The sequence below is a fragment of the Paractinoplanes lichenicola genome, from assembly GCF_016785085.1.
GTDB lineage: Bacteria > Actinomycetota > Actinomycetes > Mycobacteriales > Micromonosporaceae > Actinoplanes > Actinoplanes lichenicola.
Window position 1 is genome coordinate 167,139 of record NZ_JAENHO010000008.1, and the last position, 15,024, is coordinate 182,162.

Below are 15,024 nucleotides of genomic sequence, written 5' to 3' on the forward strand. Positions count from 1 at the left end.
GCGAACCGACGATTACTGGCATGCCTGGTTACGAAGGATCGCTCAAGCTCGCCGCGCCGGCGACCATCCGCGTCGTCGTCGCGGACGACGAGCCGCTCATCCGGGCCGGCCTGACCGCCCTGCTCTCCGCGGGCGCCGGCCTCGACGTGGTGGCCGAGGCCCGGTCGGGCCGGGACGCCGTCGGCGCCGCCGCCGGGCTCGACCCGGACGTGCTGATCCTGGGGCTGCCGGCCGAGGGCGACGCGAACGACCTGATCGCCGAGGTCGCCGCGAGCGGCCGGGCCCGGGTGCTGGCCCTGGCCGCCGGCTACGCCGCGCCCACGGTGTGGGCTGCCCTGCGGGCCGGCGCGGCCGGGTTCCTGCTCAAGTCGCGGCCCCCGGAGGTGCTGCTGGCCGCCGTGCGCGCGGTCGCCCTGGCCGGGGTCTGGCTCGACGACGTCTTCGTCAACGACATGCTGGGCGAGATGGCGGTCCGGCCGGGCGACCGGGCCACCTCGTCGGTGCTCGTGCGGCGGCTGACCCCGCGCGAGCGGGAGGTGCTGGTGCTGCTGGCCAACGGCCTGGGCAACGGGGAGATCGCCGAGCGCCTGTTCCTCAGCGACGGGACGGTCCGCACGCACATCGGGCACATCCTGATGAAACTCGAGTGCCGCGACCGCACCCGGGCCGTGGTCATCGCCTATCGCACCGGGCTGGTCGGGCTGCTGCCGTCCGGCGCCGCTCATCGCTGACGCACCTTTGTGGCCAGGCTGCGGGTCGCGGCGGCGGTGACCCGGTCGAACCGGGACATCGCGTCGGGGTCGGCCACCAGCCGGCTCAGGAGCCGTACGGCCCGGGTGTCGTCGGTCGGTCCGGGGGTGAACTGCCTGCGTGCGTCGGCCGTCAGGTAGGACCGCGAGAAGTGGATGCCGAGCGTCCGGGTCAGCGACGCCGCCAGCGGATCGTGCACGCCGAACCGGGTCGCCCGCTCCTCCTGGATCGCCTGGACCGTGCCGGCCGCCCCGCCGCAGGCGTTGCCCCCGCCGAGCGCGAGCCACGCCCCGACCTCGGGTTCCAAGAGCTCGACGGCGTGCCGTTCGTCGTCCGCCGTCTTCGGATAGGCGACCCGGATCGTCAACGGCCGGCCCACGACCACCCGCGGTGGGCGGCCGGCGCGGCCGGGCAGGTTGAGGATCGGGGTCAGCCGGTAACCGCCCGGCTCGGCTACGGCGAAGCCGTTCGCGCCGAACCAGACGCTGATGTTCTCGTCCTTGACGAAGCCGTCCGGCAGTTCGGTGTTGTCCGACGTGAAGCTCAGACAGCGCTGCGTCATCGGCACGAACGCCTCCGCGGCGGCCGGGACCGGGACGGTGCCGGTCATCCGCTGCACCGCGACGCCCAGATAGCCGGCCTTGATGTCGAGGATGCCGGCCGGCAGCCAGATCGGGGCGCCGGTGCTGTTGGCCAGCGACACGGTCAGCTGAACCGGCTGGCCGAAGGCGAAGTACGGCCCGCCCTCGGGCGGCACGAGGGTCAGGGCCAGCCCGGGGGTCGGCTGATCGGGGACATAGGGCGGGTGGCCGCCGGGGGCCAGGCTCCAGTAGTCGTGCGAGTGGAAGGCCGCGCCCCCGGGCATCACGGCAGGCCGGGTGCCGTGCCGCAGGAAGGCGAGCTCGTCCGGGTCGAAGGTGTAGTCCGCCTTCTGCCAGTACTCGTCCTCCCGGTCGCCGCCCAGGTACGCCCACGGATAGTTCATGAACGAGGTCGAGTGGTCGCGGCCGATCGACGGCTCGAAGCGGTGTGTCAGGTTGAGGGCGTGCCCCACCTCGTGAGCGATGGTGTGGATGACCTGCCGCTCGGGCTGGTGCTCGCGGATCTCCTCCGCGAAGACGGCGCAACCCTGCCGGGGCAGCTTCCCGTCGAGGTCGAACATGACCCCGTACAGGTTGTCGCGCGTCGAGCGGGAGAGCATGAGCAACTGGAGCTGCCAGGCCGGGGCGGCGAGTGGCCGCTGCGCCCGCTGGGCCGCCTCGCGCTTGAACCTGTCGAGGGTGTCGAGGACGCCGTAGAGGTTGGCGTCGTTCCACTCCCAGCCACCGTTCCGCGCGGGAATGGTGGACTCGTCACCGGCAGGCAGCACCTCGATGCCCGCCCGCCGGAAGCATTCCTCGAAAGTGACGGCGGCGCCGCCGAACTGGACCGGCCCCGGCCGCGCGACGCGCTGCTCGTATTCGGTCTCGACACCGAGCCGGCGCAGTTCGGCGCCGGTCCGCCGGAGACTGGCTTCGACGAGGACGCCGAACTCCAGGCCGTTCAACGGCCCGTCCAGCTTCAGCTCGACGTCGAGGGTGTCGCCGGGCCGCTCCCGCACGGTCACGTGGCCGCGGGTCGCCGTGCCGTTCCCGGCGAGACAGGCCATCGGCCACGGGTGTCCCAGCGTCAGGATGCCGGTGTCCGTCCGGAACGACGCCAGATAGGCCGGGTCGGCGCCGGTCAGCGCGACGTCGCCGCTCACGACGCTGAGATCCGGCTCGACCCGGAGCTCCAGCGAGAACCGCTGACTCGCGCCCTCGTACCTTCCGCCGATCATCAGAACCCCACCTCTCGTACCGGACCGGCACCGATTCTTCTGCGTCCCGGCCCGCACCGCGTCAGCCTTTTCACCGGTCCGCATGTCGGATCAGGGACGTAGAAAAAGGATCATCGCGGTCGGCGCGACTACGTATTCCTGCGTATTCCGGCGCGCGGAGAGACGCGTTCAGGCCGATGCCTGCGGCCCCGCCGAAATTCACCATGTGAATCGCGCCGAATGCGTCGGCGAATTCAGACCGACCTCTCGGCGCCGGCGATCATCGCCTACGAGCTCGGGTGCCTCGGTGACTTCCGCTTTCCCTCGTACGGGGGTCCGGGCGGTCTGCCGATCAACATCGAGTTGCTGCTGCGCCGGCTCGAGCGCGACCACGGGCACGGGGTGAACCCGCTCGTCCTGTTCACCGCGCGGCAGTGGATGGACGAGCTGGAGGACTACTGGGAGCGAGGTGGCGGCTCGCCGATTCCGCGCACCACCGGCATCCCGCACAACCTGGCCATGTACGGATGGGACCTGCGCGACGCCCTCGAGCAGACAGTCGATCGCTTCCTGTCCCGCCTGAAGGCGCCGAAGGACGGCTTCCTGAATCAGATGGTCGAGAACGACACCGAGCGGGCCGCCCTGCGCATCTATCCGACCGAGCCGGCGGACAAGCGCCGTCGCACCGTCTTCGACCTGGCCCGCGAGCTCGGCGACGAGGCGCCCGAGCACGGCATCGAGACGCTGGTCGTCTTCCTCGGCGCCAACAACGCCCTGCCTGCCGTGACCCACCTGCGGGTCAAGTGGAGCGAGGAGGGCTACGACACCCTCGACGGCAAGAAGGACTTCACGGTCTGGCGCCCGGAGCACTTCGCCGAGGAGCTGGCACTGGTCGACGAGCGGGTCCGCGGCATCAAGGCCCGGCACGTCATCTGCTGCACGGTCCCGCACGTCACGATCGCGCCGATCTGCCGCGGCGTCGACGGCAAGAGCGAGCCGGGTTCGCGATACTTCCCCCACTACACCCGGCCGTGGATCTCGGACCGGGCGTTCGACCCCGATCACGACCCGCACATCACCGCCGCCGAGGCGCGGGCCGTGGACAGCGCGATCGACCAGTACAACGACGCGATCACCGAGGTGGTGCGCAAGGCCCGGACGGACGGCCGCGACTGGTATCTGGTCGACCTGGCCGGGGTGCTCGACCGCCTGGCCGACCGCCGCTACATCGAGGACCCGGCGGCCCGGCCGCAGTGGTGGGCGCCCTATCCGCTGCCGGCCGCGCTGGCCGCGGTCGAGCCGCCGATCACGTCGCACTTCCTGAACGCGGACGGCTGGGGCGGGCGGGCCCGGGGCGGCCTGTTCTCGCTCGACGGCGTGCACCCGACGACGGTGGGCTACGGGGTGCTGGCCCAGGAGATCATCCGGGTCATGCACGGGGCCGGCGTCGAGTTCCGGACGCCCGGCGGCACGCCCCGCCCCGGGCCGGTCGAGGTGGACTTCGCCCGGCTGCTGCGGCGGGACACCCTGGTCACCAGCCCGCCGCAGAACATCGCGGCCGGGCTCGCCGTGCTCGGCTGGGCCGATGAGGCGCTCGACCTGCTGCGCCGGGCGCTTCCGTTCTGACCTACGTCGCTCAGCTGCAGTGCCGCGAGACCGGGGAGAGCCACTCGGTCATCGTGGGGCCGAGGGTCTTGTCGACGTCCTTGCTGGTCTTGATGGTGCCGAAGAACGTGGCGTCGGTCGACTTGGCGTGCATCTTGTCGGCGGCCTGTTTGCCGTCCGCCTTGACCTGCGCGTCCTCGCTGGTCGCGGTGGCTTCCTGCACGGCCGTGGCGAAGGCGGCCAGCGACGACTGGGCGGCGGCGATGGTCTTGCGGTCGGCGACGTATTTGGTCAGCGCCTCGGCGAAGGGCGCCATGTTCTTCCCGTACGCCTGACCGAGCGCCTCGCACGTCGACTTGGTCGCGGCCTGCGCGGTGGTGATCGGGGCGGCCGAGGCGGCCTGCGGCGTGGTGCCGGGGGAGCCCGTTGCCGTGCCGCAGGCCGAGGCGAGCAGCAGCAGGCCGCCGGCCAGGAGCACGGGGCCGGCTGACTTCGAGGGCGTTGTGCGCATGGGGATCGGACCTCCGGGGGAGAGGATGACTGGGAGCGCTCCCATCGACCCTGCACCTTACGACGCGAAGTGAAGTTTGTCGATGACGTTGGCGCGTCTCCTGTGATGTGAGTACTCACTTACTCGTCGGAGGCCGAGGCCGAGGGCGATGCCTGGATCCCCGGGGGACTTGTTCTGATGTCGAACACATTAAATACTGTCGATGGGAGCGCTCCCAGCAAACCCGTTCCCCGTACGGCTGAAGGCCCGATCCCCGTCCTCGATCCGGGAGTTCATGTGTTCCTCAAAAGAGCAAGCAAGTGCCTGGCCGTCGCGGTCGGGCTTACGCTGGCGTTGCCCGGCGTGGCCGGCGCGACAGTGAGAACCGGCAACGCAGCGGAGATGGCCGGCGCTGCGAGAGCCGGCAACGCGGCGGAGAAAGCCGGCAGCAGCGTGCAACCGATCGTGCGACAACAAGCAGCGGCGGCCGGGAGTGACTGGCTGCACGTCGCCGGGAATCAGATCGTCGACGCCGGGGGCAACCCGGTCTGGCTCACCGGCGTGAACTGGTTCGGCTTCAACGCGTCCGAGCGGGTCTTCCACGGGCTCTGGTCGGCGAACATCACGCAGGTCACCAAGTCGATGGCCGACCGCGGCATCAACATCGTGCGGGTGCCGATCTCGACCCAGCTGCTGCTGGAGTGGAAGGCCGGGCAGGCCACCGCGCCCAACGTCAACACGTACGCGAATCCCGAGCTCGAGGGCAAGAACAGCCTGCAGATCTTCGAGTACTGGCTGGGCCTGTGCGAGACGTACGGGATCAAGGTCATGCTCGACGTGCACTCGGCGGAAGCCGACAACTCCGGGCACATTCATCCGGTCTGGTACAAGGGCACAATCACGCCGGATCTGTACTACCAGGCGTGGGAATGGGCGGCCACCCGCTGGAAGACCAACGACACGCTCGTCGCGTACGACCTGAAGAACGAGCCGCACGGTACGCCCAACGACAGCACCCGCGCGAAGTGGGACAACTCGACCGACGTCGACAACTGGAAGAACACCGCGGAGACGGCCGCCCGGCGCATCCTGGCGATCAACCCCGAGGTGCTGATCCTGGTCGAGGGGCAGGAGGTCTACCCGCGCGAGGGCAAGACCTGGAGCTCGCCCAACACCAATCCCGACCTGTCGCCGAACTACTACTACAACTGGTGGGGCGGCAACCTGCGCGGCGTCAAGGACTACCCGATCAACCTGGGCGCGAACCAGGACCAGCTCGTCTACAGCCCGCACGACTACGGACCTCTCGTCTTCAACCAGCCGTGGTTCGACAAGCCTTTCGACAAGACCACGCTGACCAACGACGTGTGGCGGCCCAACTGGTTCTACATCCACGAGAACGGCACCGCGCCGCTGCTGATCGGCGAGTGGGGCGGCCGGCTCGGGCAGGACGCCCGGCAGGACAAGTGGATGACCGCTTTGCGTGACCTGATCGTCGAGCACAAGCTGCACCAGACGTTCTGGGTGCTCAACCCCAACTCGGGCGACACCGGCGGGCTGCTGCTGGACGACTGGAAGACGTGGGACGAGCAGAAGTACGCGCTGCTCAAGCCCGCGCTCTGGCAGTACAACAACAAGTTCGTGAGCCTCGACCACGAGGTGCCGCTGGGTGGCGCGGGCAGCACGACCGGCATCAGCCTGGGCCAGCGTTACAGCAGCGGGGGCGGTCCGGGCGACACGACCGCTCCGAGCGTGCCGGGCCAGCCCACGGCCACCGCGGTGACGGGCACGGGCGTCACCCTGAGCTGGGCCGCGTCGACCGACAACGTCGGCGTGACCTCGTACGACGTCCTCCGCGGCGGCACCGTCATCGCCACCGTCTCGGGCACCTCGTACGCGGTCACGGGCCTGACCCCGTCGACGGCGTACACGTTCAGCGTCCGCGCCCGCGACGCGGCCGGCAACGTCTCGGCGGCCTCGACCGCACGCTCGGTGACAACCACGGCGGGCGGCGGCGGCACCGATGCGGGCTGCACCGCCACCTACAAGACGACCAGCTCGTGGTCGGGCGGTTTCCAGGCCGAGGTCACCGTACGCAACACCGGCACCGCCGCGGGCACGCGCTGGACGGTGAACTGGACCTACCCGTCCGGCACCACGATCGCGTCCCTCTGGAACGGCGTCCTCACCACCCCGGCGGTCACAGTCACCAACGCGGCCCACAACGGCACCCTCGCCGCAGGCGCCAGCACCACGTTCGGCTTCGTCGGAAGTGGCCCAGCGACAACTCCGGCCCCAATCACCTGCTCGTTGAGCTGAAAGAGTGGCGCCCCCGCTCGGTTTTAGGGGCGCAACCACTCACTCAGGTCGCCCGGGTGGGTTTCGCGTTCTGGACGCGCCAGCGGCCAGCGAATCCCGCCCGGGTCCCCGCGGGAGCGACGGTCCGCACCCACCACCCAGGCAGGACATAGGCATTTGAATTTGCAGGACCCCGCTAGGACATCTGCTTCTGCGTTTCTAGATTTCTCATCGGAAGCCTTTCCGGGACGGTGAACCAGAAGACGCTTCCGCCTTCGGGGTTCTCGTCCACCCCGACCCGGCCGTCGTGCCGCTCGATGATGCGGTGCACGATAGCCAGCCCCAGCCCCGTGCCCGGGAAGTTCTCGCTGCCGCCGACCCGGGTGAAGGCGTCGAAAACCGCCCCCCGATCCTGCTCCGGAATGCCGATCCCGTTGTCGCTCACTTCGCAGCGCCACCGTCCCTCGGAAACCGCCCGGCAGCCGATCCGAATGCGCGGCTCACGATCGGCCGGCGTGTATTTGATGGCGTTGCCGATCAGATTGTCGAGCACCTGCCGCAGCAATGTCGGGTCGCCGTAAATGGTCGGCAGCTCACCCACCACGACGTCGGCCGTCCGGTCGCCGGAGCGTTCGCGGGTGATCTCCTCGGCCAGGCGGTGCAGGTCGACCGGCACATTGGCCATGGTCCGGTTCTCGGCGGTGGCGTAGTCGAGCAAATCGTCGATCAGCACGCGCATGTGGTTGGCGCCCTTGCGCAGCCGCGCGAGGAAGTCGCGTTGCATGTCGTCGAGCCGGTCGTACGCCTCCTCCTGCAGGAAGTCGGCGTAGCCCATGATCCGGGCGAGCGGGCTGCGCAGGTCGTGCGCGACCACCCCGGCAAAGCCGACCAGTTCGGTCTCGCGCTGCCGCAGCCGGTGTTCGACCTCCTCGCGGCGGGCGATGTCGGTGCGCAGCGCCGCGGTGGCCTCCTCGACCCGGCGCAGGGCCCGGTTGCGGGAGGTGGCGATGGTGCCGGTGAGCGCGACGAGCAGGGCCGTCAGCACCAAGCCGATCAGCCAGGCCACCTCGTCGAAGCTTTGGACGCTGTCGGTGAGCAGCCGCCGGGTGGGTTCGACACGCAGCGTCCAAGTGCGCTGGGCGACGCTGACCGGCACCTCGCGCGGCTCGACGTTGCGGTCCACCGCCACGTCCGGCGTCCAGGAGGCCATCGGCAGCGGGTCGCCGGATTCGTTGTCGAGCAGGGTGACGGCGACCCGGTCACCCGCGGAGCCGGCCACCACTTCGCTCAGGAAGTCGTAGCCGCGCACGCCGAGGGTAAGCCAGCCGCGGAATCGGCCGTTGTCGGTCGCGCCGGGCGAGGTCGCGTAGATCGGGGCGACGAAGACGAATGACAACTGGCGGCGCTCGGGGCTCAGGTCGGAGTCCTTGAGCAGCCGGTACGCGCGGCTGACGGTCACCCGATGCCCGGCCTGGGCGGCGTTCATCGCCTCGACCACCTGCACCGAGGCGGACAGGTCGAGCCCGGCGATCGACCCGGAGCCGTCGAGCGGCTTGTTGAGCACGGAGAACCGGTGCAGCCCGCCGCCGTTGGGGCGCAGGGTCAGGTTGGTCGCCCCGAGTTGCCGCCAGCGGGTCTGCAGCGCCGCGATCCCGTCGCCGGTGGTGGGCACGACCAGTGAGAGCCCGGTGCCGCCGGGGAATCGGCGCCGGTCGACGGCGGCGGTGATGGCGGTGAACTCGGCCGCCTCCAGCGACGACTGGGCCCCGACCGAGGCGGCCAGGTCGAGCAGCGAGGCCGAATACCGGCTGACCTCGGCCGAGATGGCCTGCGAGATGATCGTGGTGCGCTGGGCGACGGCCCGGGTGGTGCGGTCCTGCTCGGCGTTGCGTAACGCGAGCGCGGCCAGGGTGGTCCCGCCCAGCCCGACCAGGGCGACCAGAACGAGCACCAGCAGCGACCGGCGGAACCCGGCGGGCCGGGTTCTTTGATCGGTGCTCGGGGTCACCTCTGCGAAAATACGCCCGATGAACCCCTCTTGTGCGGGTTCGCCGGGGCGGTCAGCCGATTGTCAGACTTCACCAGCCGGTCAGCACCAGATGATTGACGAGCAGTGCCGTGAGAGCCTGCGCGCAGAGCCACCCGCGGGTGTTTGCGGCGGGGAGCAGGCAGGCGGTGGCGGGCAGCCAGACGGCGAACGGCAGCCAGATCCGTTCCACCTCGGCCTTGCTCAGCCCGGAGAGGTCGGCGGCGACGATGGCAGCCGTTGCGGCCAGGGCGAGCAGGGCGGCGGGGGAGTGCCGGGCGACGGCCGGGGCGCGGCGCAGCATCACGGCGGCCGCCGGTCCGGCGCACAGGGCGAACGCGGCCAGGTTGGCCCACACCCAGTACGCGTAGGGGCGGTCGCTCGCCAGGCCCTGGTAGTAGCGCTGTTTGACCAGCTCGTAGCCGTCCCACCAGGCGAAGCCGAGCAGCGTCATCGCGGTCACGACGACCAGCGCCCCCAGTCCGGCCCAGACGAGCAGCCGCACCCGGCTCCGCAGCCGCACGACGATCGCCGCCGCGGGCAGGGCGAGCAGAATCAGCCCGTACGAGAGATAGGCGCTCGCCGCGAGCCCGGCGCCCCCGGCCATGGCGGCCACCCGCGACGACCGGGCCAGCCCGACGGCCAGCAGGGCCAGCGAGCCCGCGGCGAACCCGGCGAACAGCCCGTCGGCCGACACCCCGATCCACACCGCGCCCGGGAACAACACCAGGAACGGCACTGCGGCGCGGGCGGCCGGCTCGTCCCCGAGGGCGCGCAGTGTCACGGCGACCGCCACCGTCGCGCCGGACCCGGCCAGCACGCAGACGACCGCGGCCCACCCGCCGCCGGAGAGGCCCAGCCGGTCGAGGCCGACGAAGACCAGCAGCGCGCCCGGCGGGTGCCCGGCCACGTGGGTGGTCCACGCGTCGGGCTGACCGGCCAGGATGCGGCCGGTGAAGCCGCGCAGCAGCGCCGGGATGTCGGTGACGCCGGGGACCTCGCTGAGGTATTCGAACGGCGTCGTCAACCGGCCGGCCACGCCCCGCTGCCAGCCGTCGATCAGCGCGAGGGCGAAGGTCCAGGCGGCCGTGGCGGTCCAGCCGACCAGCAAGAGCCGTCGCCACGGCAGGCGCGTGGCCAGGGCCGGGCCCCACCGGATCACCGCGGCCGCGATGGCCACGGCCGGGATCGTGCCCGGACCGGCGTGCGGCATGACGTGCCCGAACAGGGGTGCGGCGGAGGCGTGCACGGGCCGGGCGACCCAGCCGACCACCGCCGCCGCGACCACCAGGCCGACCGTCGCGGCCGCGGCCCAGCGGTCGCCCCTCAGGCCCGTAGCGGTGCGCATGCGAACTCCCGCAGACCCGTGGCCGGATCCACTGCGGCTCGGAAGCCGAGTTCGGCGGCGGCCCGGTCGGGCGAGGCCACCACGTGCCGCACGTCGCCGAGCCGGAACCGGCCGGTGATCACCGGTTGCGGGCCGTCGAACGCGTCCGCGAGCGCCGCGGCCATCGCGCCGACCGTGATGGGGCGGCCCGAGGCGATGTTGTACGCCCGGAAGCCCGGCCCGGCCGTCAGCGCGGCCACGTTCGCGGCCGCCACATCGTCGACGTGCACAAAGTCGCGCCGCTGGCGGCCGTCCTCGTACACGGGCGGCGCCTCCCGCCGTTCCAGCGCCGACCGGAAGATCGCGGCGACCCCGCTGTACGGGGTGTCGCGCGGCATCCGCGGCCCGTAGACGTTGTGGTAGCGCAGCGCGGCCACCGAGGCGCCGCACTCGCGGGCCCAGGCCGCGGCCAGATGCTCCTGCGCGACCTTGGTCGCCGCGTACACGTTGCGCGGGTCGACCGGCGTGTCCTCGCCGACCGTGCCGGGCCGCAAGGGCTCGCCGCAGACCGGGCAGCCCGGCTCGAACCGGCCCGCCGCCAGATCGGCCGGGTCGCGCGGCGCGGGCCGCACCGGGCCGTGCCGGTCACACTCGTACGCCCCCTCGCCGTAGACGACCATCGAGCTGGCCAGCACGAGCCGGGTGATCCCGGCGTCCGCCATCGCCGTCAGCAGCACCGCCGTGCCCAGGTCGTTGCAGCCGACGTACTCCGGCAGGTCGCCCGGCCCGGTGCCCAGGCCGACCAGGGCCGCCTGGTGCACCACCGCGTCCACCCCGCGCAGCGCGTCGCGGACCGCCGCCAGGTCCCGCACGTCAGCCCGCCGCAGGGGCGCCGCCGGCGGCAGGCCGGGCCGGTCGACGTTGTCGAGCACCGTCACGTCGTGCTTGTCGAGCAGGGCGGCGGTCACATGCGAGCCGATGAACCCGGCGCCGCCGGTCACGAGAATGTGGGTCACGGCGGTGACCGTAGGCCCGCCGGACGGTCCCCGGCACCGGCTCGGGCCGATCCGTCAGCGGTTCGTAAGGACTGGTCGCGACGTCCGCACTTCGTAAGATCCTGACGCCCTGACCAGCCATAACGTCGGCTCATGACCGATGTGGTGTTGCCCTGCCTGAACGAGGCCGCGGCCCTGCCGTGGCTGCTGGACCGGCTGCCGGCCGGCTACCGCGCGGTGCTCGCGGACAACGGATCCACCGACGGGTCGGCCGCGGTGGCCCGCCGGCTGGGCGCGGTCGTCGTCGAGGTGCCGCAGCGCGGATACGGCGCCGCGGTGCACGCGGGCCTGCTGGCGGCCGACCCCGACGACGGCGTGGTGTGCGTGATGGACGCCGACGGCTCGTTCGACCCCGCGCACCTGCCCCGGCTGGCCGACCCGGTACGCACGGGGCAGGCCGACCTGGTGTGCGGCCGCCGCCGGCCCGCCGGTCGGGGCGCCTGGCCGGTGCACGCCCGGGCCGGCAACGCGGTGCTGGCCCGCCGGGTGCGCCGCGACACCGGGCTGCCCGTGCACGACATCGCCCCGATCCGGGCCGCCCGCCGCGCCGACCTGCTGGCCCTCGACCTGCGCGACCGGCGCTTCGGCTACCCGCTCGAGCTGCTGCTGGGCGCGGCCCGGGCGGGCTGGCGGGTCCGCGAGATCGACGTGCCCTATCACCCGCGGGCGGCCGGCACCCGGTCCAAGGTCACCGGCACCGTACGCGGGACCCTGCGCGCGATCCACGACATGCGGGCGGTGCTGGCCCGATGATCCAGCTGCTGGTGATGGCCAAGGCGCCGGTGCCGGGGCGGGTCAAGACCCGGCTGTGTCCGCCGTGCACGCCCGAGCAGGCGGCGGCGATCGCGGCGGCCGCCCTGGCCGACACCCTGGACACTGTCCGCCAGGTGCCGGCCGCACGACACACGCTGGTGCTCGACGGGGATCATCCGGCGCCGGACGGGTGGACCGTGCTGCCGCAGCGGGGGGTGGGGCTGGGGGAGCGGCTGGCCAATGCGTTTCGCGATGCGGCCCTACCCGGGGTGCCGGCGTTGCTCGTCGGGATGGATACGCCGCAGGTGACGGCCGGGTTGTTGATGGCTGCGGCGGGAGCGATGGGGCGGGCGGGGGCCGTGCTCGGGCCGGCGGCGGACGGCGGGTGGTGGGCGCTGGGGTTGAGCGACCCGGCCGACGCCGAGGTGCTGCCGGACGTGCCGATGTCGGCCGCCGACACCGGGGCGCGGACGCTGGCCGCGCTGCACGTGCGCGGGGTTCGGCCGGAGCTGCTGCCCTCGCTGCGCGACGTGGACACCGTGCACGACGCGATCGCGGTCGCTGCGCTGTGCCCTTCGGGAAGCCAGTTCGCTCGGGCCGTCGGGGGAGGGGCGAGGTGACCGCGCCCGCGTTGCTCTGCGACTGCGCACTCGATGTTTACGAGCGGGCGCTCAACCGGGCCGCGCTCAACCGGGCCGCGCTCAGCCGGCTGCCCCTCAACCAGGCGCCGCTCAACGGGCCGCCGCTCGGCCAGGCGCCGCCCAGCCAAGGGCCGCTTGGCCGGGATGCTCCGCTTGTGCTTCGCACGGCCGACGGCCGCGAACGCCGGGCCGACCCCGGGGCGTGGTGCGCGGACCGGGTCCCGGGCGACGACGGCCTGCTCGACCGCTGCCGGGGCGCGACGCTCGACGTGGGCTGCGGCCCCGGCCGGCTCACCGCAGCGTTGCTGGGGCGCGGCCAACCAGCACTCGGTATCGACGTCAGCGCCGTCGCCGTGCGGCTGGCCCGAGAGCGAGGAGCGGTGGCGTTGCGCCGCGACGTGTTCGGGCCGCTGCCGGGGCACGGCCGGTGGGAGACGCTGCTGCTGGCCGACGGCAATCTCGGCATCGGCGGCGACCCGGCGACCCTGCTCGCACGGTGCCGCGACCTGCTCGCACCCCACGGGCGGCTGCACGCCGAGCTGGATCCGCCGGGCTCAGGAAGCTGGTCGGGCGTGGCGACCCTGCACGCCGGGGGCGTGGCTGACCCGTACGCCGGTGGCGTTGATCGGGGTGCGCCGATGCGCTGGGCCTGGGTGGCCGCCGACGATCTGGCCCCGCGGGCAGCTCGCGCGCGCCTGGCCGTGAGCACGACCTGGACGGAGGCGGGCCGATGGTTCGCAACGCTGGTCCACGCGTGAACCGCCTGCTGACCTGGCTCAACCAGCCGCTCCCGCCACCCCCGGAACGACTGCGCCGCGGCCCCTTACGCACCGGCCCGCCGACTTCACCGCTGCGGTCGACCCGCCTGACCGCCCAGCTCGGCCTCGCGCTCGGCCTGACCTTCGCGGTCTGCTTCCTGACCGGCCTGTTCAGCCACTTCCTGCAGCACCCGCCCGGCTGGCTGAGCTGGCCGTCCCGCCCGGCCGGCCTCTACCGCGTCACCCAGGGCCTGCACGTAGCGACCGGCCTGGCCACAGTTCCGCTGCTCGGCGCCAAGCTCTGGTCGGTCTACCCCCGGCTGTTCGAGTGGCCGCCACTACGCTCGATCGCCCACGCGGCCGAACGCGCGGCGATCGCCGCATTGGTCGCCGCGGCCCTGTTCCAGGTGGTCAGCGGCGTCCTCAACGTCGCCCGCCTCTACACCCCGATGCCGTTCTTCTTCACCACCGGCCACTACTGGGTCGCCTGGCTCGCCATCGGCGCGATGCTCGTGCATGTCGGCGTCAAGCTTCCGCTGCTCCGGTCCACCACTCCCGACAGCCCCGGCCGCCGGCAGTTCCTGGCCACGATCGGCGCCGCCGCGGGCGTGATCACGATTGCCACGATCGGCCAGACCGTACGTCCCCTGGCCGCCGTCTCGGTGCTCGCGCCCCGACGTCCCGGCACCGGCCCGCAAGGGTTGCCGGTCAACCGGACGGCCGCCGCGGCCGGGGTGCGCGACGCTGCCCTCGACCCCGCGTACCGGCTCACCGTCACCGGTTTCGGCCGGACCGTCGAGCTGAGCCGGGCCGACCTCGAGGCGCTGCCGCAGCACACCGCCGTCCTGCCGATCGCCTGCGTGGAGGGGTGGAGCTCGACCGGCGTCTGGTCCGGCCCCCGGCTGCGCGATCTCCTGGCCCACCTCGGCGCCGACCTGACCGGCTGCGAGGCCGAGGTCGAGTCGCTGCAGGCGGGCGGCCGCTATCGCACGTCGATCGTGGCGGGCGCGCACCTGCACGACGACCTGACGCTGCTCGCGCTGCGGCTGGGCGGCGAGCCGCTCGCCCTGGACCACGGGTTCCCGGCCCGGCTGATCGCGCCCAACCGGCCCGGCGTGCAGCAGACCAAGTGGGTCGCCCGGATCGACGTGCGGCGGGCCCGATGAGGCGCGCGCTGATCGTGGCCGGGGTGGTCGTCATGGCGTACGGGCTGATCGGGGTTCTCGGCGACCCCGGCGTGCTCGTGTTTCTGATCGCGGTGCTGGTGCTGCACGACGCCGTGTTCCTGCCGCTCGTGCTGGCCGCGGGCGCGCTGATCGGGCGGCGGCCGGTGGTGCGCGCAAGCGCCGTCATCGGGCTGTCGGCGAGCGTCGTGGGCCTGCCCCTCGTCGTGACCGGCGATTCCTCGTACGGGTGGGGTCTGCTGCTGATCCTGACGGCGCTCGCCGTGGTCGCCGTCCCGGGCCGTAAGGGAATCGAAAGATGGCGCGCACGGTCCGGCCGTGCCCGGCGTGGGTAGCCTG

13 protein-coding genes are annotated in these 15,024 nt (G+C 72.5%); 8 read left to right on the top strand and 5 right to left on the bottom strand.

Annotation, left to right across the window (positions count from 1 at the left end):
- The first annotated feature begins 20 nt into the window (after nt 1-20).
- Entirely contained in the window at nt 21-731 is a 711-nt protein-coding gene (locus tag JKJ07_RS27865; RefSeq protein ID WP_202994770.1) for a response regulator transcription factor, read from the top strand.
- On the opposite strand, the gene JKJ07_RS27870 is transcribed toward JKJ07_RS27865, so the two are convergent.
- Nucleotides 722-2,569 (bottom strand): zinc metalloprotease, encoded by a 1,848-nt coding sequence (locus JKJ07_RS27870; RefSeq protein WP_202994771.1) that lies wholly within the window; start codon nt 2,567-2,569, stop codon nt 722-724. The two genes, JKJ07_RS27865 and JKJ07_RS27870, sit on opposite strands and share 10 nt — an antisense overlap.
- A gap of 219 nt (nt 2,570-2,788) precedes the next feature.
- Between JKJ07_RS27870 and JKJ07_RS27875 the strand changes: the two genes are divergently transcribed.
- On the top strand, nt 2,789-4,174 hold the full coding sequence (locus JKJ07_RS27875; protein WP_202994772.1) for a hypothetical protein: 1,386 nt from the start codon (nt 2,789-2,791) through the stop codon (nt 4,172-4,174).
- A gap of 10 nt (nt 4,175-4,184) precedes the next feature.
- Here the strand turns inward: JKJ07_RS27875 and JKJ07_RS27880 are convergent, their stop codons facing one another.
- Entirely contained in the window at nt 4,185-4,664 is a 480-nt protein-coding gene (locus tag JKJ07_RS27880) for a hypothetical protein (RefSeq protein WP_202994773.1), read from the bottom strand.
- Between the two features lie 381 nt (nt 4,665-5,045).
- Here JKJ07_RS27880 and JKJ07_RS27885 point away from each other — a divergent pair, with 381 nt between their 5' ends.
- Nucleotides 5,046-6,962 (top strand): cellulase family glycosylhydrolase, encoded by a 1,917-nt coding sequence (locus JKJ07_RS27885; protein WP_202994774.1) that lies wholly within the window; start codon nt 5,046-5,048, stop codon nt 6,960-6,962.
- A 175-nt stretch (nt 6,963-7,137) separates the two neighbouring features.
- Here the strand turns inward: JKJ07_RS27885 and JKJ07_RS27890 are convergent, their stop codons facing one another.
- From JKJ07_RS27890 to JKJ07_RS27900, 3 genes are all read right to left on the bottom strand, one after another.
- Complete coding sequence (locus JKJ07_RS27890; protein ID WP_202994775.1) at nt 7,138-8,949, bottom strand: sensor histidine kinase; 1,812 nt, start codon at nt 8,947-8,949, stop codon at nt 7,138-7,140.
- Nucleotides 8,950-9,019: 70 nt separating this feature from the next.
- Nucleotides 9,020-10,315 (bottom strand): hypothetical protein, encoded by a 1,296-nt coding sequence (locus tag JKJ07_RS27895; RefSeq protein ID WP_202994776.1) that lies wholly within the window; start codon nt 10,313-10,315, stop codon nt 9,020-9,022.
- Nucleotides 10,294-11,310: an NAD-dependent epimerase/dehydratase family protein gene (locus tag JKJ07_RS27900; RefSeq protein WP_307834439.1), complete on the bottom strand. Its 1,017-nt coding sequence runs from the start codon at nt 11,308-11,310 to the stop codon at nt 10,294-10,296. Before JKJ07_RS27900 ends, JKJ07_RS27895 begins: the two co-directional genes overlap by 22 nt.
- Nucleotides 11,311-11,442: 132 nt before the next feature.
- Here JKJ07_RS27900 and JKJ07_RS27905 point away from each other — a divergent pair, with 132 nt between their 5' ends.
- From JKJ07_RS27905 to JKJ07_RS27925, 5 genes are read left to right on the top strand one after another with little or no spacing between them, the layout of a single operon-like run.
- Nucleotides 11,443-12,102: a glycosyltransferase family 2 protein gene (locus tag JKJ07_RS27905; RefSeq protein ID WP_202994777.1), complete on the top strand. Its 660-nt coding sequence runs from the start codon at nt 11,443-11,445 to the stop codon at nt 12,100-12,102.
- Nucleotides 12,099-12,722 (top strand): TIGR04282 family arsenosugar biosynthesis glycosyltransferase, encoded by a 624-nt coding sequence (locus tag JKJ07_RS27910; RefSeq protein WP_202994778.1) that lies wholly within the window; start codon nt 12,099-12,101, stop codon nt 12,720-12,722. The genes JKJ07_RS27905 and JKJ07_RS27910 overlap by 4 nt, the downstream gene beginning before the upstream one ends.
- Nucleotides 12,719-13,501, top strand: coding sequence for a methyltransferase domain-containing protein (locus JKJ07_RS27915; protein WP_307834440.1), 783 nt, complete (start codon nt 12,719-12,721; stop codon nt 13,499-13,501). Before JKJ07_RS27910 ends, JKJ07_RS27915 begins: the two co-directional genes overlap by 4 nt.
- Nucleotides 13,498-14,667, top strand: coding sequence for a molybdopterin-dependent oxidoreductase (locus JKJ07_RS27920; protein ID WP_307834441.1), 1,170 nt, complete (start codon nt 13,498-13,500; stop codon nt 14,665-14,667). Before JKJ07_RS27915 ends, JKJ07_RS27920 begins: the two co-directional genes overlap by 4 nt.
- Nucleotides 14,664-15,020 (top strand): hypothetical protein, encoded by a 357-nt coding sequence (locus tag JKJ07_RS27925; protein WP_202994780.1) that lies wholly within the window; start codon nt 14,664-14,666, stop codon nt 15,018-15,020. Before JKJ07_RS27920 ends, JKJ07_RS27925 begins: the two co-directional genes overlap by 4 nt.
- Nucleotides 15,021-15,024: the final 4 nt, after the last annotated feature.